Origin of the sequence: Spirillospora sp. NPDC000708 (genome assembly GCF_040299565.1) — a bacterium.
In the GTDB taxonomy this organism is placed as follows: Bacteria; Actinomycetota; Actinomycetes; order Streptosporangiales; family Streptosporangiaceae; genus Spirillospora.
Window position 1 is genome coordinate 12527 of the sequence record NZ_JBEPCJ010000111.1, and the last position, 19183, is coordinate 31709.

At 72.4% G+C, this 19183-nt stretch carries 14 protein-coding genes; 6 read left to right on the plus strand and 8 right to left on the minus strand.

The window, feature by feature from the left end:
• Positions 1 to 21 precede the first annotated feature (21 nt).
• Positions 22 to 1539: a class I adenylate-forming enzyme family protein gene (locus tag ABT299_RS45760; RefSeq protein ID WP_500254630.1), complete on the minus strand. Its 1518-nt coding sequence runs from the start codon at positions 1537 to 1539 to the stop codon at positions 22 to 24.
• Between the two features lie 89 nt (positions 1540 to 1628).
• Between ABT299_RS45760 and ABT299_RS45765 the strand changes: the two genes are divergently transcribed.
• From ABT299_RS45765 to ABT299_RS45775, 3 genes are read left to right on the plus strand one after another with little or no spacing between them, the layout of a single operon-like run.
• Complete coding sequence (locus ABT299_RS45765; protein ID WP_500254631.1) at positions 1629 to 2792, plus strand: CaiB/BaiF CoA transferase family protein; 1164 nt, start codon at positions 1629 to 1631, stop codon at positions 2790 to 2792.
• Positions 2789 to 3682 (plus strand): HpcH/HpaI aldolase/citrate lyase family protein, encoded by an 894-nt coding sequence (locus tag ABT299_RS45770; protein WP_500254632.1) that lies wholly within the window; start codon positions 2789 to 2791, stop codon positions 3680 to 3682. The genes ABT299_RS45765 and ABT299_RS45770 overlap by 4 nt, the downstream gene beginning before the upstream one ends.
• An 8-nt stretch (positions 3683 to 3690) precedes the next feature.
• Positions 3691 to 4950: an acetyl-CoA hydrolase/transferase family protein gene (locus ABT299_RS45775; protein WP_500254633.1), complete on the plus strand. Its 1260-nt coding sequence runs from the start codon at positions 3691 to 3693 to the stop codon at positions 4948 to 4950.
• Here ABT299_RS45775 and ABT299_RS45780 read toward each other — a convergent pair.
• The 7 genes from ABT299_RS45780 to ABT299_RS45810 form a co-directional block, all read right to left on the minus strand.
• A complete protein-coding gene (locus ABT299_RS45780; RefSeq protein WP_500254634.1) occupies positions 4947 to 6386 on the minus strand; it encodes an aldehyde dehydrogenase family protein in 1440 nt (479 codons plus the stop codon). The genes ABT299_RS45775 and ABT299_RS45780 overlap by 4 nt on opposite strands.
• 5 nt (positions 6387 to 6391) lie before the next feature.
• The gene (locus ABT299_RS45785) at positions 6392 to 8098 is read right to left on the minus strand and encodes a thiamine pyrophosphate-binding protein (protein WP_500254635.1); all 1707 of its coding nucleotides are present in this window, start codon (positions 8096 to 8098) and stop codon (positions 6392 to 6394) included.
• A 5-nt stretch (positions 8099 to 8103) separates the two neighbouring features.
• Positions 8104 to 9030: an SDR family NAD(P)-dependent oxidoreductase gene (locus ABT299_RS45790; RefSeq protein WP_500254636.1), complete on the minus strand. Its 927-nt coding sequence runs from the start codon at positions 9028 to 9030 to the stop codon at positions 8104 to 8106.
• A complete protein-coding gene (locus ABT299_RS45795; protein WP_500254637.1) occupies positions 9023 to 10852 on the minus strand; it encodes a flavin-containing monooxygenase in 1830 nt (609 codons plus the stop codon). The genes ABT299_RS45790 and ABT299_RS45795 overlap by 8 nt, the downstream gene beginning before the upstream one ends.
• A gap of 68 nt (positions 10853 to 10920) precedes the next feature.
• Positions 10921 to 12297 carry an aromatic ring-hydroxylating oxygenase subunit alpha gene (locus ABT299_RS45800; protein WP_500254638.1) on the minus strand — a complete coding sequence of 459 codons (1377 nt, stop codon included), beginning with the start codon at positions 12295 to 12297 and terminating at the stop codon, positions 10921 to 10923.
• Positions 12298 to 12358: 61 nt separating this feature from the next.
• Complete coding sequence (locus tag ABT299_RS45805; RefSeq protein WP_500254639.1) at positions 12359 to 13204, minus strand: SDR family NAD(P)-dependent oxidoreductase; 846 nt, start codon at positions 13202 to 13204, stop codon at positions 12359 to 12361.
• Positions 13201 to 14841: an SMP-30/gluconolactonase/LRE family protein gene (locus ABT299_RS45810; RefSeq protein WP_500254640.1), complete on the minus strand. Its 1641-nt coding sequence runs from the start codon at positions 14839 to 14841 to the stop codon at positions 13201 to 13203. The genes ABT299_RS45805 and ABT299_RS45810 overlap by 4 nt, the downstream gene beginning before the upstream one ends.
• A 226-nt stretch (positions 14842 to 15067) precedes the next feature.
• Between ABT299_RS45810 and acuI the strand changes: the two genes are divergently transcribed.
• The 3 genes from acuI to ABT299_RS45825 are packed head-to-tail and all read left to right on the plus strand — an operon-like array spanning position 15068 to position 18987.
• Entirely contained in the window at positions 15068 to 16051 is a 984-nt protein-coding gene (gene acuI / locus ABT299_RS45815) for an acrylyl-CoA reductase (NADPH) (protein WP_500254641.1), read from the plus strand.
• Between the two features lie 19 nt (positions 16052 to 16070).
• Positions 16071 to 17258, plus strand: coding sequence for a MaoC family dehydratase (locus tag ABT299_RS45820; protein WP_500254642.1), 1188 nt, complete (start codon positions 16071 to 16073; stop codon positions 17256 to 17258).
• Between the two features lie 22 nt (positions 17259 to 17280).
• Positions 17281 to 18987, plus strand: a complete 1707-nt coding sequence (locus ABT299_RS45825; protein WP_500254643.1) for a class I adenylate-forming enzyme family protein — start codon at positions 17281 to 17283, stop codon at positions 18985 to 18987.
• Positions 18988 to 19183 lie beyond the last annotated feature (196 nt).

The following is a 19183-nucleotide window of genomic DNA, read 5'->3' on the forward strand; positions in this document are numbered from 1 at the left end:
CCCTTTGGTGAAGCTCCGGATTCACCGGTCGCCCGGCGCGTCCCGTGCGACCAGGTCGGCCAGCCCGGCGCGCTGTACCTTCCCCATGGCGTTGACCGGCAGCGCGTCGACCCGCGTCCAGATCTCCGGCACCTTGTAGGGCGCGAGCTCCCGGCGGCACGCCTCGGTGAGCGCCGCGACGTCGAGCCGCGCGCCGACGCTCTCCACGACGGCGGCCACCCGCTCCCCGAGGCGGTCGTCAGGCACCCCGCACACCGCCGCGTTGGCGACGCCGGGATGCGCCAGGAGCACCCGCTCCACTTCGAGCGGGTAGACGTTCGCGCCGCCCCTGACGATGACCAGCTTCTTGCGGTCGAGCACGGTCAGCCATCCGTCGCCGTCGACCGTACCGATGTCGCCGGTGGGCACGGGACCCGGTTCCGGCGGGCGGACGCGGCCGTTCTCCCAGTAGCCGAGCAGCGGCGTCCAAGCCCCCGCCCAGTGACCCGACGTCGCGCCGCTCAGCCGCAGCTCGCCCGGCTCGCCCGCGGGGAGGCGGCGGCCCTCGTCGTCGTAGGCGGCGACGTCGAGGTGGGGCAGCACGCGCCCGCTCGTGCCCGGGCGCCACTGCTCGCCGGGCGGGTCGATGGACACGACGGTCGGCGCCTCGGTCAGGCCGTAGGTGGCCCGGGGCACGAGGCCGTGCGTCGCGGAGAATGCCTCGCGCAGCGCGTCGGAGGTGTCGCCGCCCCCGCTCCACGCCTCCTGGAGCGGACCGAGGCCGAGGTCGGGGCGCCGGGCGAGGTCGTAGAGCTGCGCGGGGGCGCCGTTCCACGCGGTGACGCCGCGCTCGGAGATCCAGCCGGCCAGACCGTCGGCGTCGCGCCGGTCCATGATGACCGAGCATCCGCCGGCCTGCGCGGCGAGCAGCGTCGACAGGACCATGAGGTTGAGGATCGTGAGCGGGAAGCCGTCGCCTTTGCACAGCTCCGGGCCCCAGCCTCGGGTGGCGACGAGCACCGCGCCCGGCAGGAGCAGGTTGCGCTGGCTGTGCACGACGGCCTTCGGACGGCCCGACGTCCCGCTGGTGAACGCGATCCCGGCGGGCGCGTCTATGTCGTGGGCGACCTCCGGGGCCGTCTCCTCCCCCGCCATGAGCCGCGCCCACCGGTCGGGGTCGACGCGGCCCGGCACATCGAGCCGGCAGCGCGGCCCGGCGAGGACGACCGCCGGATCGCAGATGCCGTGCAACTCCACCTGCTCGGCGGGCGCGAGCGCCTCGCCGATCCCCGCCCACACCGCGCCGATCCGCTGGGCGCCGTGGAAGGCCGCCACGATGTCGAGGTCGTTGGGCAGGCACGCGGCGACACGGTCCCCGGGCCGCACCCCGAGCGACCACAGCGCACCGGCCGCCCTCCGCGCCCGGTCGTCGAGCTCGGCGTACGACCAGGCGCCGGAGGCCGCCTCGATCGCGGTGGCGCGGGGCCGCGCGGCGAGCGGTGCGTCCAGCACGGCGGCGATGGAGGGCGGAGGGGCGCTGCCGGCTCGGGTGCTCCTCATGACCCTCTTGATATCATCATCCTTGTAAGGATTGACAGCATCATCTGGATACAGGGTTCCCGGGCGCGAGAATCCGGTGGGAGCGGCCGATGTCGGACGAACGCGGACACCATCCGGGCCCGCTGTCGGGAGTGCGGGTCGTCGACCTGACGGCGATGGTGATGGGCGCGCACTGCACCCAGATCATGGCCGACATGGGGGCGGACGTCATCAAGGTCGAACCTCCGGCAGGCGACAACACCCGGCGGATCTCGGCCGGGCCCGAACCGGGAATGGCCGGCGTCTTCGTCAACGTCAACCGCGGCAAGCGCAGCGTGGTGCTCGACCTGCGCACCGGCGAAGGAAAGGACGCCCTGCGCGGCCTCATCGAGCGCGGCGACGTCTTCATCCATTCGATGCGCTCGAGGGCGATCGCCGGCCTGGGGTTCGCCTATCCCGACGTGGCCGCGATCAACCCGTCGATCGTCTACACCAATTGCTATGGCTACGGACGGCGCGGGCCGGACGCGGGCCGTACCGCCTACGACGACACGATCCAGGCGGAATGCGGGCTGCCGTCCGTCCAGGAGCAACTGACCGGCGAGGCCGGCTACGTCGGGACGATCATGGCCGACAAGGTCGCCGGGATAACGGCGCTGTACGCCACCATGATGGCGCTGTTCCATCGCGAGCGGACCGGCGAGGGCCAGGAGGTCGAGGTCGCGATGTTCGAGACGATGGCCGCGTTCATGCTGGTCGAGCACGCCAACGGCGCGCTGTTCACCCCTCCGCTGGGCCCCGCGGTCTATCCGCGCGCCGTCTCCCGGAACCGGAGGCCGTACCGCACCAAGGACGGCCACGTCTCCGTGCTCGTGTACAACGACAAGCAGTGGTCGGCGTTCGTCGAGGCCGTGAAGCCGGAATGGGCGGGCGAGCATTTCGCCACCCTCGAACGGCGGGCCCGGCAGATCGACACCGTTTACGCGCTGCTCGGCGAGACGTTCATGCAGCGCACGACGCGGGAATGGCTGGAACTGCTCTCGTCCCTGGACATTCCCGCCGCGCCGGTCCGCACCCTGGACGACCTGTTCGACGACCCGCACCTGAACGCCGTCGGCTTCTTCGAGACCGTCGACACACCGAACGGGCCGGTGCGGTTCCCGGGGACGCCGGCCTGGTTCTCGCGGACGCCGGGCCGCGTCGCCGGCCCGGCCCCGAGGCTCGGCGCCCACACGGCGGAAGTACTGGACGAACTGGGATGGGACCGGAAATGACCCAAGGCGCGGAAACGTTCTCCGCACGCTCGTGGCTGTTCGCTCCCGGCGACAGCGAACGGAAGATGGAGAAGGCCACGGCGTCTCCGGCCGACATCGTGCTCTTCGACCTGGAGGACGCGGTCGCCGAAGAGCGCAAGCCGTCCGCCCGGACGATGGTCGCGGACTTCCTGCGTTCCCGCCCGGACGACGGCAGAGACCGGCTCTGGGTGCGCATCAACCCGCTCGACGGCCCGCACGCGCTGGCGGACCTGGCGGCGGTGATGCCCGCCCGCCCCGGCGGCGTCATGCTCCCGAAAGCGCGCGGCCGTGCGGACGTGGAGAGGCTCGACCACTACCTGTCCGCGCTGGAGGTCTCGGCGGGCACCGAGGAGGGCTCGACCAGGGTCATCGCGCTGGTGACGGAGACGGCCGAGGCCATGTTCACCACCGGCACCTACGCGGGCGCGCCGCGCCTGGTCGCCATGACCTGGGGCGCCGAAGACCTCGCCGACGCGGTGGGCGCCTCCGGCAACCGCACCGCCGACGGCGAGTACGGGTTCACCTACGAGCTGGCCCGGAGCCTGTGCCTCCTCGGCGCCGCCGCCGCAGGAGCGGTGCCGGTCGACACCATCCACGGCGACTTCCGCGACCTCGACGGGCTGCGCGCGCGGGCCGAGCGGGTGCGCCGGGACGGCTACCGCGGCATGCTCGCCATCCACCCCGCCCAGGTCGAGGTGATCAACGCGGCCTTCACCCCCACGGACGCGGAAGTGGCCGCCGCGCAGGAGATCGTCGACCTGTTCGACGCCAACCCCGGCGCGGGCACCCTCGCCCACGACGGCGCCATGCTCGACCGCCCCCACCTCGCCCGCGCGCGGGCGCTGCTCGCCCAGGCGGGACGCGCGTGAAGACCGTCATGGATCCCGCCGACCTCGGCCTGAGCCGGTTCCTGCGCCCCGGGGACCACATCGTCGTAGGGCAGGCGTGCGGCGAGCCGACCACGCTGGTCGAAGCCCTGATCGAACAGGGCCCCGCCATCGGCGGCCTGTCGGTCTTCATCGCGACGAGCTTCTCCGGCCTCCTCACCCCGGACGCGGTGGATGGCGTCGCCGTGTCCAGCATGGGGGCGATCGGCGCGCTGCGCGCCCTCTCCGCGAAGCACCGGCTCACCGTCGTCCCCTGCCACGTCGGCCAGATCGGACCGATGATCGGGGCGGGGATCCTGCGGTGCGACGCCGCGTTCGTCCAGGTCGCCCCCGCCGGCGCGAACGGGGACCACAGCCTCGGCCTCATCAGCGACCACGTCCGCGCCGCCGCCGCGAAGGCGCGCGTCGTGATCGCCGAGGTGAACGAGCGGGTGCCCCGGACGTACGGGGAGGTGCTCCCCGCCGCCGGGATCGACTGCGCGGTGCACGTCTCGCGGCCCCCGGTCGAGGTCCCTCCGGCGACGATCGGCGAGACCGACCGGGCCATCGCCGGGCACGCCGCCGCCTACATCGAGGACGGCTCGGTCGTCCAGACCGGGATCGGCGCCGTCCCGGACGCCCTGCTCCGCCTCCTCCACGACCGCGCGGACCTCGGCGTCCACTCCGGCATGATCGGGGACGGGCTGGTCGACCTGGTCGAGGCGGGCGTCGTCACCAACGCCCGCAAGCCCATCGACCGGGGCGTGTCCATTACCGGCGCGCTGATCGGCACGGAGCGCCTCTACCGGTTCGCCGACCGCAACCCGGCGATCCGCATGCGCGCCGCGGACTACACCCACGACGCCGCGATCCTCGCGCGGCTGGAGAGGCTGGTGACGCTGAACTCGGCGATCGAGGTGGATCTGACCGGCCAGGTGAACGCCGAGCAGACGGGCCCCGCCTACCTGGGCGGCACCGGCGGGCAGGCGGACTTCGCCCGGGCGGGCGCGCGCTCGCCCGGCGGGCACGCGATCATCGCGCTGCCCGCCACGGCGCGGCGCGGCACCGTCAGCAGGATCACCGCCGCGCTGTCGGGCCCGGTCACCACGGCCCGCAGCGACGCGGACGTCATCGTCACCGAGTTCGGGGCGGCCGAGCTCAAGGGCCGGCCGCTCGCCGAGCGCGCCCGCCGCCTCGTCGCCATCGCCCATCCCGATTTCCAGGAGGAGTTGGCGCGAGAGGCGCACGCGATCGAGCAGCGCGGGTTCTAGCCCGCGGCCTGCTCGGGTTCGTAGCCGAGGACGCCCTTGGTCTCCAGGTAGTCGTGGAAGCCGAACTCGCCCCATTCGCGGCCGTTGCCGCTCTTCTTGTAGCCGCCGAAGGGGCAGCCGAAGTCGAACCCGTCGTTGATGGAGACCCAGCCCGCGCGGATGCGGCGGGCCACGGCGCGGGCGGCGTCGAGGTCGGCGCCGGCGACGTTGCCGGCCAGCCCGTACTCGGTGTCGTTGGCGATCTCGACGGCGTGGTTGACGTCGTCGTAGCCGATGATCGTCAGGACCGGGCCGAAGATCTCCTCGCGGGCGATGGTCATGTCGTTGGTGACATCGGCGAAGACGGTCGGCCTGACGTAGAAGCCGGTCGGCAGGCCGTCCGGGCGGCCGGTGCCTCCGGCCACGAGGGTGGCGCCCTCCTCGATGCCCTTCCGGATGAGCGCCTGCACCTTGTCGAACTGGGCCCGCGACGCCACCGGGCCCATCACGACGTCGCCGGCGGGGTCGCCCACGGTGACGCCGGCGACGGCCTCGCGCGCGACGGCGGCGGCCTCGTCCATCCGCGACCTCGGCACCAGCATCCGCGACAGGGCGCTGCAGGTCTGCCCGGAGTTGCCCATCATGGTGGTGACGCCGGACGCGACGTTCGCGGCGAAGTCCGCGTCGTCCAGGACGATGTTCGGGCTCTTGCCGCCGAGTTCCTGGGTGACCCGCTTGACGCCGGGCGCGGCGTTCCGCGCGACCTCGACGCCCGCGCGCACCGACCCGGTGAAGGAGACCATGTCGACGCCCGGGTGCGACGAGAGCGGCGCGCCGACGCCGGGCCCGTCGCCCTGGACGAGGTTGAACACCCCGGCGGGGACGCCCGCGGCGTCCAGGATCTCGGCGAAGATCCGCCCGGCGGACGGCGCGATCTCCGACGGCTTGAGGACCATCGTGCAGCCGGTCGCCAGCGCCGGGAACACCTTCACCGCGATCTGGTTCAGCGGCCAGTTCCAGGGGGTGATCAGCGCGCAGACGCCGATCGGCTCCTTCACGACGAGGGTGGCGCCGCGCCGCTCCTCGAACGCGAAGCCCTGGAGGATCTCGATCGCCTTGGCCAGGTGGCCGGCGCCGAGCCCGACCTGGAACCCGCCGGCGAGCGACGCGGGCGCGCCCATCTCCTCGGTCAGCGCGGCGGCGAGGTCGCCGGACCGTTTCTGGTACGCCTCCTGGACGTTCCGCAGCACCTCGGTCCGGTCGGCGGCGCTCGTCCGCGACCAGGAGCCGAACGCGCCGCGCGCCGCCGCGACCGCCCGGTCCACGTCGGCGGCCGAACCGGCCGCGACCTTGCCGCAGACCTGCTCGGTCGCGGGGTTCACGACGTCGAGGGTCCGCTCCGGACCGGCGGGGGCGGTCCACTCCCCGCCGATGTAGAACTCCAGGTTGTCGCCCATGGCCGTCACTGCATCCCTTCCGCGTACCAGGTCCGGAACTCGGCGTAGCTCGGCATCTCCTCCGAGTTCGCCTTGGGGTCGACCGCGACGTGGACGACCGCCGGCTTCCCGCTCGCGTAGGCGCGCTTGATGGCGGGGGCGATGTCCGCGTCGCGGTCGACGTATTCGCCGTGGCAGCCGAAGCCCTCGGCGACCTTGTCGAGCCGGGTGCCGGTGCTCCAGTGCACGCCGGGCATCCGCGCCTCCTGCCCGAAGGTGCGCTTGTAGACGCCCACCTCCAGGCCCCACGCGTGGTCGACGGCCACGACGCACACCAGCGGCAGGTTCAGGCGGGCCGCCGTCTCCAGCTCCGCGATCTGGAACAGGAACGACGAGTCGCCGGTGATCAGCATCAGCGGGCGCGCGCCGCCGTCGGCGACCCCGGCGCCCACGGCGTAGGGCAGCCCGGTGCCGAGGTGGCCGAAGTTCTGGTTCCACAGCACGTCGTGCGGCTTGGCCTGCGAGTACGTCCAGCCGAAGATCGTGGTGGCGCCGCCGTCGCGGATCATGATCCCGTCCGGCGGGAAGGCCTTGGTCGCCTCGACGACGAGCCGCGCGGGGTGGACGGGCGACCGGCCGGACGGGGCCGTCTCCGCCAGGTCCGCGAGCCGCGCCGCGTCCTGCTCGATCCAGCCGGCGAGCTCCGGGGACGGTGTGCGCGGCGAGCCGGCGAGCGCGTCCACGAGCTGCGGGACGACCGCGCGCAGGTCGCCGACCAGCGGGATGTCGATGGGGCGGTTGACGCCGATCGCCCCGGGGTCCTGCTCGACGAGGATCCACGTGCGTCCGGCGGCGTTCTCCAGCCAATGCCGGCCCCGCCCGTAGTGGACGGGCTCTCCCAGTTCGGTGCCGATCGCCAGGCACAGGTCCGATTTCACGACCGCGTCGACGGCCGACGGCGAGAAGCCGTAGGACCAGGTGCGGTCCTCCAGTCCCTTGATGTAGGAGGTGCCGCCGGACGTCTGGATGACCGGGCATGCCATCAGGTCGGCGAGCTGCTTGACCTGCTCCCCCGCGCGAGCGGTGTGGACGCCGTGGCCGACGAGGAGGATCGGCTGCTTCGCCGCCCGTACGGCCTCCGCTGCCTCGGCGACCTTGCCCGGGCCCGCCGTCTGCCCGACCAGGCGGTACGTCTCGGGCGGCGTCGCCGGCGGGACGTCCAGCTCCTCCTGGATCACGTGCGACGGGTACTCGATGTAGACGGGCCCGGGCGTGCCCGACAGCGCCTTCCGCAGCCCCTCGCGGACGATCTCGTCGGCCTGGTCGGCGTACTCGATGCTGGCGGCGTACTTCACCGAGGGCGCGAACAGCTCGGACTGCTTGACGAACTGGATGCGGCCGCGCCGCACCCGCTGCTCGGTGATGCGGGCCCGCTGCCCGCCGAGGAACACGACCGGCGAGTTCTCGACCTTGGCGCACATCATCGCCCCGGCCATGTTCGCCATGCCGGGGCCGAGCGTGCCGATGCACACGGCCGGCTTCCCCGTCATCCGCGACACCGCCTCCGCCATGAACCCGGCGGCCTCCTCGTGGTGCGGGGCGACCACGTTCCAGCCGCGCTCCTCGGCGAGGTGGAAGAGGTGCACGAAGTTCGGATCGGGGATGCCGAAGATGGTGCTGATCCCCTCGGCCTCGAAGAGCTGAAGGATGCGTTCGTAGACCTTGACCGCCATGGCGGCTAGCCCTCCTTGGCCGTTGTGGGGCTCGCCATCGCGAAGCTCCTGCTGATGTGGTCGTTGTGCGCCGAGGGGACGACCGGCAGGATCCAGGGGTCGCGGGCGTCGCGGATCTCCGCGATCCGCTCGCCGACCTCGTCGATCGTCCAGGACGGCCGGTGCACGCCCGGGGTCTCGCCGACGAACGCCCGCGCGACCCGTCCGGCGATCGCCACCAGCATCTCGCCGGTGATCGAGCAGGACTCGTGCGCGAGCCAGCCGACGGCGGGCGCCGCGAGCTCGGGTTCCATCGGCGGGTAGGCGGAGGTGTCGATGCCCGCGGCCATCCGGGTGACGGCGGCGGGGGCGATGACGTTGCATTTCACGCCGTGTTCGGCGCCTTCGAGCGCGACCACGTTCGACAGCCCGATCACGCCCGCCTTCGCCATCGCGTAGTTGGCGACACGGTGGTTGCCGTACAGGCCGCCGATCGACGAGGTCAGCACGACGCGCCCGTATCCGGCGGCGCACATGGCGGGAAACGCGTGCCGGACGACGTTGAAAGCGCCGCGCAGGTGAACGTCCAGCACGGCGTCGAGGTCTTCGGACGTCATCTCCGCGAGCGGCGCCGGACGGTGATTCCCCGCGTTGTGGACCAGCACGTCGATCCGGCCGAAGCGGTCGAGCGCCGCGTCGATGATGGCCCGGCCGCCCTCGAACGTCGCGACGGACGCGTGGCTGGCGGCGGCCTCTCCCCCGGCCTCCTCGATCTCCCGGACGACCGCGTCCGCCGGGCCGGGGTCGGTGCCCTCGCCGCTCATCGCGCCGCCCGGGTCGTTGACGACTACCTTGGCGCCCTGCGCGCCGAGCAGCCGGGCGTAGGCGCGCCCGAGTCCGCGGCCTGCGCCGGTGACGACGGCGACGCGGCCGTCGAACCCGAGGTCAGCCATGGACGACCATGCCCTCCGTGTCGCCGGCGTCGCGCCACGCCCGCAGCAGGTCCTCCATGGCGTAGAAGCCCGGCCAATAGGGCTCGCCCAGATGCGAGCGGATCTTCTTCTCGCCCTCGCCGTTGTAGTAGCCGGGCGTGCACTCCCGCTCGAACGTGCTGTTGTCGACGGCGGTCTCCTTGACCGTCCTGCACCACTGGGCCTGGGCGTCGGCGGTCGGCTCGACGGTCGTGGCGCCGCGCGCCAGCGTCTCGGCGATCAGGTAGGAGATGTGCCGGGCTTGCTGCTCGAACATCGCCGTCGTGCTCGCGGTGACGCCGCCTTGCAGGAACCCGGTGAAGAACAGGTTCGGGAAGCCGTGCGTGGTGATGCCGTGCAGGGTGCGGTACCCGTCGGCCCAGTGGTCGTACAGCGACACGCCGCCGCGTCCCGCGAAGGGCTGGATGCCGAACCGCCGGTCGAGGTCGGTGGTGATCTCGAAGCCGCTGGCGAAGACGATGCAGTCGACCTCGTGCTCGACGTCGCGCGCCATGATGCCCTTCGGTGTGATGCGCTCGACGCCCTTGGTCTCGGACACGTCGACGAGCGTGACGTTCGGGCGGTTGAACGTCGGCAGGTACTGGTCGTTGAAGCACGGCCGCTTGCACAGGAAGCGGTAGTAGGGCTTGAGGATCTCGGCGGTCTCCGGGTCGTCGACGAGCGCGTCGACGCGGCGGCGCAGCCGCTCCATCACCCGGTAGTCCACGAGCTCGCGCAGCTCCATGAACGTCGCGGGGTCGGCCATCGCGGCCCAGCCGTCCGTCTCGTCCAGGTGCGCGGCCAGGTTGCGGCTGATCTCCGTCCAGCCGTCGCACACCAGGTCGGGCTGGCCCGGCCCGAACGCCTCGAACGCCGCGGTGTGGAAGCTGCGGCGCCGCTCCTCCTGCCAGCCCGGACGCAGCGTCTTCGCCCACTCCGGGTCGGTCGGGACGTCGCCGCGCTCGTCGATGGTCGACGCCGTCCGCTGGAAGACGTACAGGTGCTCGGCGGCGCGGGCGATGTGCGGGATCACCTGGACGCCGCTCGCGCCGGTGCCGATGACCGCGACCTTCTTGCCGGCCAGGCCGCTGAGCCCGCCGCTCATGTCGCCGCCGGAGTAGTCGTAGTCCCAGCGTGCGGTGTGGATGGTGTGCCCCTCGAACTCGGTGAGGCCGGGGACGCCGGGCAGCTTCGGGCGGTTGAACGGTCCCTGGCACATGGCGACGAAGCGGGCCGTGATGCCGTCCCCGCGGTTGGTGCCGATCCGCCAGCGGCCGATCGACTCGTCCCATTCGAGCGAGGTCACCAGCGTGTGGAACAGCGCGTTGTCGTAGAGGCCGAAGTGCTTGGCGATGCGTTGGCAGTGCTCGTACACCTCGTCGCCGAAGGCGTACTTCTGCTTCGGCATGTACCCGACCTCTTCGAGCAGCGGCAGGTAGCAGTAGCTGTCGGTGTCGCACTGGATCCCCGGATACCGGTTCCAGTACCAGGCGCCGCCGAAGTCGCCCGCCCAGTCGACGACGCGCAGGTCCGTGACGCCGGCCTGCTTGATCCGCGCCGCGGTGACGAGGCCGGAGAAACCGGCGCCGAGCACCACCGCGTCCACGTCGCCGGTGATCGGCTCGCGGGGCTGGACCGGCAGGTACGGGTCGGACTCGTAGAAGTCCGCGAACTCCCCCTCGGTCACCACGTACTGGCCGCGCCCCTCGGGGTGCAGGCGCTTGTCGCGCTCGGACAGGTACTTCTCTCGGAGGGCGTCGCGGTCGACCTCGGGGGTCGGCGTCGGCGCGCATTCGTGCGGCATCCAGTGATTCCTCGGCTCGGGGCGGTGACTCCGGGTCGTCCGCCGTCACGTCGGTGCGGGTGGGCGGCTCAGGCGAGGTCGCGCGGCGCGCCGGTGCCCATGTACTTCGCGAGGTTGTGGTGCAGGTTCACCACGCTGCGCTCGCGGCACGGGTTGGGCTTGGGACCGGAGAAGCCGCGCGACTTCATCCCCTGCTGGACGGCCGCCATGTTGGAGAAGTCCTGCGGCAGGACGGTGCGCCAGCCGGGGTCGTCCTCCGGTGTGTGGATCCACTCTGTCTCGGGCTCCTCACCGGGCGGGAACAGCTCGTAGACGGCCGCCTCGAACACGCACTTGTCGGGGTCGTGCCCGTACGGCCGGAACCGGTAGCAGAGCATGTTGTTGGGCGCGTGCCCGATCTGGAAGTTCGGGAAGATCTGCCACGCCGTGCCGGCCTTCGCGGTGATCTCCGGCGGGACGGTCGGCCAGACCACGCCGCGCTCGGCGTCCTTCGCGCGGGCCGTGGACAGCCAGTGCGCGAGCACCTCGGGCGCCGGGGTGCCCTCGGGCAGGTCCTTGACGAGCTCCTGCGCCACCTCGACCAGCGTCCAGGTGGTGTTGGTGTTGGCGTTCTCCCAGGTGAAGCTCTGCAGCTCGGCCGTCGACACGCGCGGGTCGTCGCCGGTGCCGAGGCGCAGCTTGGCCTGGTTCTCGTCCATGCTCTTCGGCGCGTCGTAGCCGATGTTGCTGTGCCTGCCGTGCGAGCGGGCCCAGCCGAGGAACCCGCCGAACTTCATGAACTCCGGGTGCGTGTAAGGGACGTGGTAGGTCTCCATGAACGCCTCGAAGGCGACCTTCCAGTTGCAGTCGAAGACCAGCCAGCGCCGCCACCGGTAGCGCATGTTCTCCAGGTGGAACGGGTCGAGCAGGGTGGCTGCGGGTTCGAGGAAGTCGCGCAGCGGCTCGCAGTCCGGGTCCATGTTGATCCAGACCCAGCCGCCCCAGGTGTCGACGGCGACCTGTTTCAGCGCGATGCGCTCGTCGGTCAGCCCGCACGGCCAGTCCTCGCGTTCGGGGACGTGGGTGCAGTCGCCGTCGATGCCGTACCGCCAGCCGTGGAACCCGCACACGAACTGGCGGCCGTGGCCGCGGGCGTCGTGCGCGCCGGGCGGGGTGTCCACCAGCCGCCGGCCGCGGTGCGAGCAGACGTTGTGGTACGCGCGGAACCGGTCCTTCGCCGTGCGCACGACGATGATCGAGTCGTCGGCGATGTCGTAGGTGAGCCAGTCGCCGGCCGCGGGCAGCTCCTCGACCCGGGCGACCTGCTGCCACACCCTGCTCCACAGCCGGTCCCCCTCGGCGCGGGCGTACTCCTCCGAGACGTACGCCTCCACGCCGATCGTCATCGGCTCCGACAGCGGTTCCGTGGATGCGGCTTCGGGGACGTTCTCGAGGGTCTCGCTCATGACTTCCTCCAACCCGCGTCGGGGATGCGTCGGAGATCCGGGCAGGTGCCGGGCCGTGGGGTCAGTGCGTGATGGCGTCGCGGAAGCCCTCGTCCTTGAGGAAGAGGGACGTGTTGTCGGCGCCCAGGTGGGTCCACTTGAGGTTGAGGCCGCCGTCGACCAGGAGCGTCTGCCCCGTGATGTACGACGACAGGTCCGACAGCAGGAAGAGGACGGCGCCCGCCTGCTCCTCGGGGCGCCCGCGCCGTCCCATGGCGATGGCGTGGCGGTCGCGTTCCGGGTCCTCGTCGACGTAGGTGCCGGACGCCGGGGTCTCGGTCACCCCCGGCGCGACGGCGTTCACCCGGATGCCGTCGAGGGCCAGTTCCACGGCCATCGTGCGGGTCGCCGCCACCAGCGCCGCCTTGGCGGTGCCGTAGGCGATGTGGAACGGCGCCGTGTTCATGCCGCTGATCGACGACAGCGACACGATCGAGCCCGGACGGCCCCGCGCCTTCAGCTCGGCGGCTACGGCCTGGCTCATGAAGAACATCGTCTCCAGGTTCTGGTGGAACAGCGCCCGCCAGTCGTCGCGGGTGACGCGGGTGGCGGGCATCCAGGTGGCGGGGGCGGCGCCGCCCGCGACGTTGACCAGGCCGTGCAGGTCGCCGCCGGCCTTCGCGGCCTGCTCCATCACCTCCGCGACGCCGTCGGCGGTGGACACGTCGGCCGGGACCGGGACGACGGGCAGCCCCTCGTCCGCCAGCGGACCGACGTGCTCGGCGAGGTTCTCGCGCCGCCGGCTCACCGCGACCACGGTCGCCCCGGCGCGAGCGATGAGGGCCGTCGTCGCGGTGCCGATTCCGCCGCCGCCCGCACCGGCGACGATGACGACGCGTCCGTCCAGACCGAGCAGATCGTGCTTCATCCGAGGTCACCTTTCCGGAGGTCGCCGCCGCGGAGATCGCGGAGCGCCAGGACGCTGCCCTCGGCGTCGCCGGAGACGTAGACGGTGCCGTCCGGCCCTGCCGCGACGCCCGCGAACAGGCCTTGCGGCCCGCTGAACGGCGGCAGGCCCTTCAGCGGCTTCGGATCCACTCCGGGCGGTGGGCCCACCGGCAGGTCGCGGGCGATCGTCGTCCGGGACCGGCCGTCGAGGGAGGCGGCGACCAGCGTCTTCGTCTCCGCGTCGACGACGAAGAGGGTCCCGGCGCGGACCGCGATGCCCTGCGGCGCGGCCAGCCCGTCCATCACGGCGACCGGGCCGGAGCCGGTGATCGAGGCGACCCGTCCGGCGCCGGACTCGGAGACCAGGCAGGTGCCGTCTGCGGCGAACGCGACGCCCATCGGCCGGTCCAGCCCCGAGGCCAGGGTCGTCACCTCGCCCGTGGACCGCACCGAGACCACGCGTCCGGTGCCCAGCTCGGCGGCCGCCACGTCGCCGCCGGGCCCGACGGCGATGCCGTAGAGCTGGTCGAACGGCTCGCTCTCCCCGGCCAGCACCTGGTGCTCGCCGCGCGCCGGCGTCCACCGGGCGATCTGGCCGTTCGACGTGGTGACGGCGAACGCGCCCTGCCCGACGGCCGCGGCCCCGCGGATGTAGCCCGGCCAGCCGGGACTGAACAGCATGCCCAGCACCTCCAGTCCGGTGCCGGGCGTGAACCTGTGGAAGTAGGTGCCGTCGGCGACGTGCAGCACGCCGCCGGCGTCGACGGTGAGGTCCAGCGGCCAGGTCAGCCCCTCCGGCAGGACCGCCCGGGTCCGTCCGCCGCCGAGGATCTCGGTGATCTGCCCGGTGAAGCCCGAGACGAACAGGCGCCCGTCGACGAAGGTCAGGTTGTCCAGGCCGGGGGCGACGGTCGCGAGGACGGTGCGCTCGCCGTTGCGGGGATCGATCCGCAGCACCTCGCCGCTGCCGACCTGGGTGGAGACGATGCGGCCCGCGGCATCGAACTTCACCGCGTCCGGGACGCCGAGTTCCGCCGCCACCCGCTCGGGCTCGCCGCCGTCCGGGTCGATGCGCCAGATGTCGTTGCCGCCCAGCGTCGGGTAGTACAGCATGCCGTCCGGCCCGACCTCCATGGCGTTCGGCATCGGCAGGTTCTCCAGCAGCACCCGGGGCGCCCCGCCGTTCAGGTCGAGCTCCATCAGGCGCCCGCCGATCCGGCACTCGTTCACGAACAGCCGACCCTGGTGGAAGGTGATGCCGTTCGCGCCCGGCAGGTCGTCGCGCAGCACGCGGGAGGCGCCGTCGGCGCCGCGCACGCTGACGCGGCCGTCGTAGTACTCGGTGATGTAGAGGTCGCCCTCGGGTCCGAAGTCGACGTCGTCGGGCGCGACGACGTCGCCGCCTTGGGCGCTGATCGTCTCCAGGTCGCCGGTGTCGACGTCGAGCGCGCTGATCTGGCTGCCCGCCACCTGCGCCACGTAGACGCGGCCGTCCGGGCCGGTGCGCAGGCCGTTCGCGCCGAACAGCCGGCTCGGTGGAGCGAGCCGCTCCAGGCTCCACCCGTCGGCGAGGCCGACCGGGGCCGCACCGGTGTACCGCGCCTTCGCACCCGCCATGGCGACCGACCTCCAGCAGCCTCGACGCTGCGGTTACGCCGGTTCATCCTGTGAGAACCGACCTCTCATATCGAGCGAATCTAACGACCGGGACAGTTGAACGCAATAGTCTTGCAATCCTTGTAATGATGGCGAGGACGTGGTTACGATGCGGGCCGCGCCGGGCCATCGCGGCGCGCAGGCCGGCACCCCGGCCCCGAGGGGACGAGGAAGGGCGGACCATCAGGTGTTCTCGGCGATTCTCATCGACCAGGGCGAGGCCGGACGGACGGTCGCGCTCACGACGCTGGACGAGGCGGAACTCCCCGAAGGGGACGTCAGCGTCGAGGTCGCCTACTCCACGCTGAACTACAAGGACGCCCTCGCCATCACCGGCCGCTCCCCCGTGGTGCGCGATTTCCCGATGGTCCCCGGCATCGACCTCGCGGGCGTGGTCACCGAGAGCACGCATCGCGGGTGGGAGAAGGGCGACCTGGTGGTGCTCAACGGCTGGGGCGTGGGCGAGCGGCACTGGGGCGGCCTCGCCCAGCAGGCGCGCCTCGACGGGGGCTGGCTCGTCCCGTTGCCCCCTCCCTTCACGCCACGGCAGGCGATGGCGATCGGCACCGCGGGCTACACCGCGAGCCTGTGCGTGAACGCGCTCGTGGACCGCGGCGTCCGCCCCGACCAGGGCGAGATCCTCGTGACCGGGGCGACCGGCGGCGTCGGCAGCATCGCGATCGCCCTGCTGAGCAAGGCCGGCTTCAGCGTCGCCGCCGCGACCGGCAAATCGTCCGAGGGCGGTTACCTCCGGCGGCTCGGCGCCGCGGCCGTCCTCGACCGCGCCGAACTGGCCGCGCCCGGCAAGCCGCTGCAGAAGGAGCGCTGGGCCGGCGTCATCGACTCCGCCGGAAGCCACATCCTGGCGAACGCGTGCGCGCGGACCCGCTACGGCGGCACGGTCGTCGCGTGCGGCCTGGCCCACGGCATGGACCTGCCCGCGACCGTCGCGCCGTTCATCCTGCGCGGAGTGGCACTCATCGGCATCGACAGCGTCATGGCGCCCGCCCGGCCGCGCATGGCCGCCTGGGACCGCCTCGCCCGCGACCTGCCACCGGACGTCCTCGACGAGATCGCCCAGGACGTCGCGCTGCCGGACGCCATCGGCGCGGCCGGCCTGCTCCTCGAAGGCGGCGTCCGCGGCCGCATCGTCGTCGACGTCAACCGCTAGCCGACAGCCGGGAGCACCCGTGAGCGCAGAGTCCAGCAAGCCCGCCCTCGACCTCTCCGACGTCGACCACCGCGTCGGCCTGCCGGTCGGCGGCGGCCAGTTGTGGGACCCGTGCAGTTCCTCCGACATCCGCCGCTGGGTGATGGCGATGGACTACCCCAACCCGCTGCACTGGGACGAGGAGTTCGCCCGCGAGTCGGGATTCGGCGGCATCGTCGCGCCGCAGTCCATCGCGGTGGCGCTGGACTACGGGCACGGCGCGGCGCCCGCGTGCGTCGGCCGCATCCCCGGCAGCCACCTGATCTTCGGCGGCGAGGAGTGGTGGTTCTACGGCTGCCCCGTCCGCCCCGGCGACAAGCTGTTCCAGGAACGGCGCTTCCACGACTACAAGGTGACCGAGACAAGGTTCGCCGGGCCGACCATGTTCTCGCGGGGCGACACCGTCCACACCAACCAGAACGGCGTGCTGGTGGCGCGCGAGCGGTCGACCGCGATCCGCTACCTCTACGAGGAGGCGCGCAAGCGCGGCATGTACGAGGACCGGCTCGGCGAGATCAAGCGCTGGACGGCAGACGAACTCGCCGAGATCGAGAAGGTGCGGCGGGCCTGGCTCGAATCCAACCGTGCGGGCGCGTCACCCCATTTCGAAGAGGTGAAGGTCGGCGACCGGCTGCCGCGCCGCGTCATCGGCCCGCACAGCATCGCCTCCTTCACCACCGAGTACCGGGCGTTCCTCTTCAACATCTGGGGCACCTTCCACTGGGTCGCTCCCCCGGGCGTCGACGACCCGTGGGTCAACCAGGACCCCGGCTGGGGCGACGACTTCCGCTTCGACGAGGAGGACGCCAGGATCGACCCGCGCAAGCGGGACGGCCTGTACGTCGGCCCGTCGCGCGGCCACATCGACGCCGAGCGGGCGAGCGAGGTCGGCATGGCGCGGGCCTACGGCTATGGCGCGACGATGGGCGCGTGGTGCACCGACTACCTCGCCTACTGGGCCGGCCACAAGGGCATGGTGCGCCATTCCAAGGCGGACTTCCGAGGACCCGCGTTCGAAGGTGACGTCACGTACTTCGACGCGGAGGTCATCGACAAGAGGACCGAGTCGGAATGGGGGGTCCCGCTCGTCCAGGTGAAGCTGCGCCTCACCGACCAGGACGGCGGAGTGCTGGTGACCTGCACCGCCGAGATCGAGCTGCCGTTCTAGCGCTGCCGGACGGAGGCGAGCGATGGATGCCGCGACGGGAAACGGATCGGAACGGCCCCTTTCGATCGCGGCGGGGGCGCCGCTGAGCGAGGAGCCGGGCCTCGGCCCGCTCACCCTTCCCGGCTTCCTACGGGAAGTCACGGAGATGTACGGCGACCGCGAGGCGGTCGTCCTGCGAGGGCCGGACGGCACCGTCCGCTGGACGTACGCCGAGCTCTGGGAACGCGCGATCGAGGTCGCTCGCGCGTTGCGCGCGTGCGGCCTGGGCAAGGACGGCCGCGTCGGCGTCCTGATGACGAACCGGCCCGAATGGATCGCCGCCGTCTTCGGCGTGTCGCTCGCCGGCGGCGTGGCCGTCACGCTCAGCACCTTCTCCACGCCTCCCGAACTCGACCACCTGCTCCAGGTGTCCTGCGTCTCGGTGCTGCTCTTCGAGCGCACCGTGCTGAAGACGGACTTCGCGGCCGTCCTGACCGGGCTCGAACCGGAGATCGGCACGGCGGCGCCGGGCGGGCTGCGGTCGGCGCGGTACCCGTACCTGCGCCATCTCGCGGCCGTCGGCGACGCCGCGCCGGGCGGGGCGGTCGACGCCTGGGACGCGTTCCTTACCCGCGGCGTCGCGGAATCGCGCGAACTGATCGAGGCCGCCGCCGCGGCCACGCGCCCCGGCGATCCGGCTGTGCTGTTCTTCTCGTCGGGCTCCACCAGCAGGCCGAAGGGCATCCTCAGCGCGCACCGCGGCGTCTGCGTCCAGATGTGGCGCTTCCGGCGGCTGTACGGGTTCGGCCCGGAGGACGACGTCCGGAGCTGGACGGCGAACGGCTACTTCTGGTCCGGCAACTTCGCCATGTCGCTCGGCTCGACCCTCGCCGCCGGCGGCGCGCTCGTGCTGCAGCCCACCTTCGACGCGGCCGAGGCGCTCGACCTCATGCAGGCGGAACGGGTCAACTTCCCGTTCGCCTGGCCGCACCAGTGGGCGCAGTTCGAAGCGGCCCCCAACTGGGCGGACGCCGACCTCAGCGGCCTGCGCTTCGTCGACCACGCCACCCCGGTCGCGCGCCACCCCACCGTCACCACCGTCTGGTACGAGCCGGGCCGCGCCTACGGCAACACCGAGACGTTCACCATCAGCACCTGCTACCCGGCCGACACGCCGCCCGAGGTGCACGCCGGGAGCAGCGGAGTGCCGCTGCCCGGCGTCACCGTGAAGATCGTCGACCCGCTCACCGGCGCCGTCGTGCCGCGCGGCGAGCGCGGGGAGATCTGCGTCAAGGGCCCCACCCTCATGCTCTGCTACCTCGGCACCCCGCTCGACGAGACCGTCGACGGCGAGGGCTTCTTCCACACCGGCGACGGCGGCCGCCTCGACGACGCCGGACGCCTGTACTGGGAGGGCCGGCTCACCGACATCATCAAGACGGGCGGCGCCAACGTCTCGCCGCGCGAGGTCGACGAGGCCGCGTCCGCGCACCCCGGCGTGCGGCTGGCGCAGACCGTCGGGGTGCCGCACGAGACGCTCGGCGAGGTCGTGGTCACCTGCGTCGTCCCCCATGACGGCCGGCCCCTGGAGGCGCAGGACCTCCGGACGTTCCTGCGGGAGCGGCTGGCGAGCTACAAGGTCCCGCGCCACGTCCTGTTCTTCCGCCAGGACGAGATCGCGCTGACCGGCACCGCGAAGATCAAGTCCAGTGACCTGCGGGAACTGGCCGCCGCACGGCTCGGGCCCTGACCGGCGGGCCGCGCCGGGAACGGCCTGCACCTATGACCAAGCGCTTGCTACGCTTCGCGCGTGATCCCGAACTGGACGAGGTCCGCGAGACCCTGGAGCGCCGCCCGCTCGACGCGACGGTGACCACCGCGACGATGGGCGAGTTCGAGGCCGGCACGCAGGGCGCGGTGCGCTTCGAGGTGCAGGGCGTCGTCGG

Coding starts and splice junctions, on each gene's coding strand:
- ABT299_RS45795 (WP_500254637.1), bottom strand. CDS start 10,852: ATGCCGCACGAATGCGCGCCGACGCCGACCCCCGAGGTCGACCGCGAC.
- ABT299_RS45800 (WP_500254638.1), bottom strand. CDS start 12,297: ATGAGCGAGACCCTCGAGAACGTCCCCGAAGCCGCATCCACGGAACCG.
- ABT299_RS45775 (WP_500254633.1), top strand. CDS start 3,691: ATGGATCCCGCCGACCTCGGCCTGAGCCGGTTCCTGCGCCCCGGGGAC.
- ABT299_RS45770 (WP_500254632.1), top strand. CDS start 2,789: ATGACCCAAGGCGCGGAAACGTTCTCCGCACGCTCGTGGCTGTTCGCT.
- ABT299_RS45790 (WP_500254636.1), bottom strand. CDS start 9,030: ATGGCTGACCTCGGGTTCGACGGCCGCGTCGCCGTCGTCACCGGCGCA.
- ABT299_RS45765 (WP_500254631.1), top strand. CDS start 1,629: ATGTCGGACGAACGCGGACACCATCCGGGCCCGCTGTCGGGAGTGCGG.
- ABT299_RS45780 (WP_500254634.1), bottom strand. CDS start 6,386: ATGGGCGACAACCTGGAGTTCTACATCGGCGGGGAGTGGACCGCCCCC.
- ABT299_RS45805 (WP_500254639.1), bottom strand. CDS start 13,204: ATGAAGCACGATCTGCTCGGTCTGGACGGACGCGTCGTCATCGTCGCC.
- ABT299_RS45825 (WP_500254643.1), top strand. CDS start 17,281: ATGGATGCCGCGACGGGAAACGGATCGGAACGGCCCCTTTCGATCGCG.
- ABT299_RS45810 (WP_500254640.1), bottom strand. CDS start 14,841: ATGGCGGGTGCGAAGGCGCGGTACACCGGTGCGGCCCCGGTCGGCCTC.
- ABT299_RS45760 (WP_500254630.1), bottom strand. CDS start 1,539: ATGAGGAGCACCCGAGCCGGCAGCGCCCCTCCGCCCTCCATCGCCGCC.
- ABT299_RS45785 (WP_500254635.1), bottom strand. CDS start 8,098: ATGGCGGTCAAGGTCTACGAACGCATCCTTCAGCTCTTCGAGGCCGAG.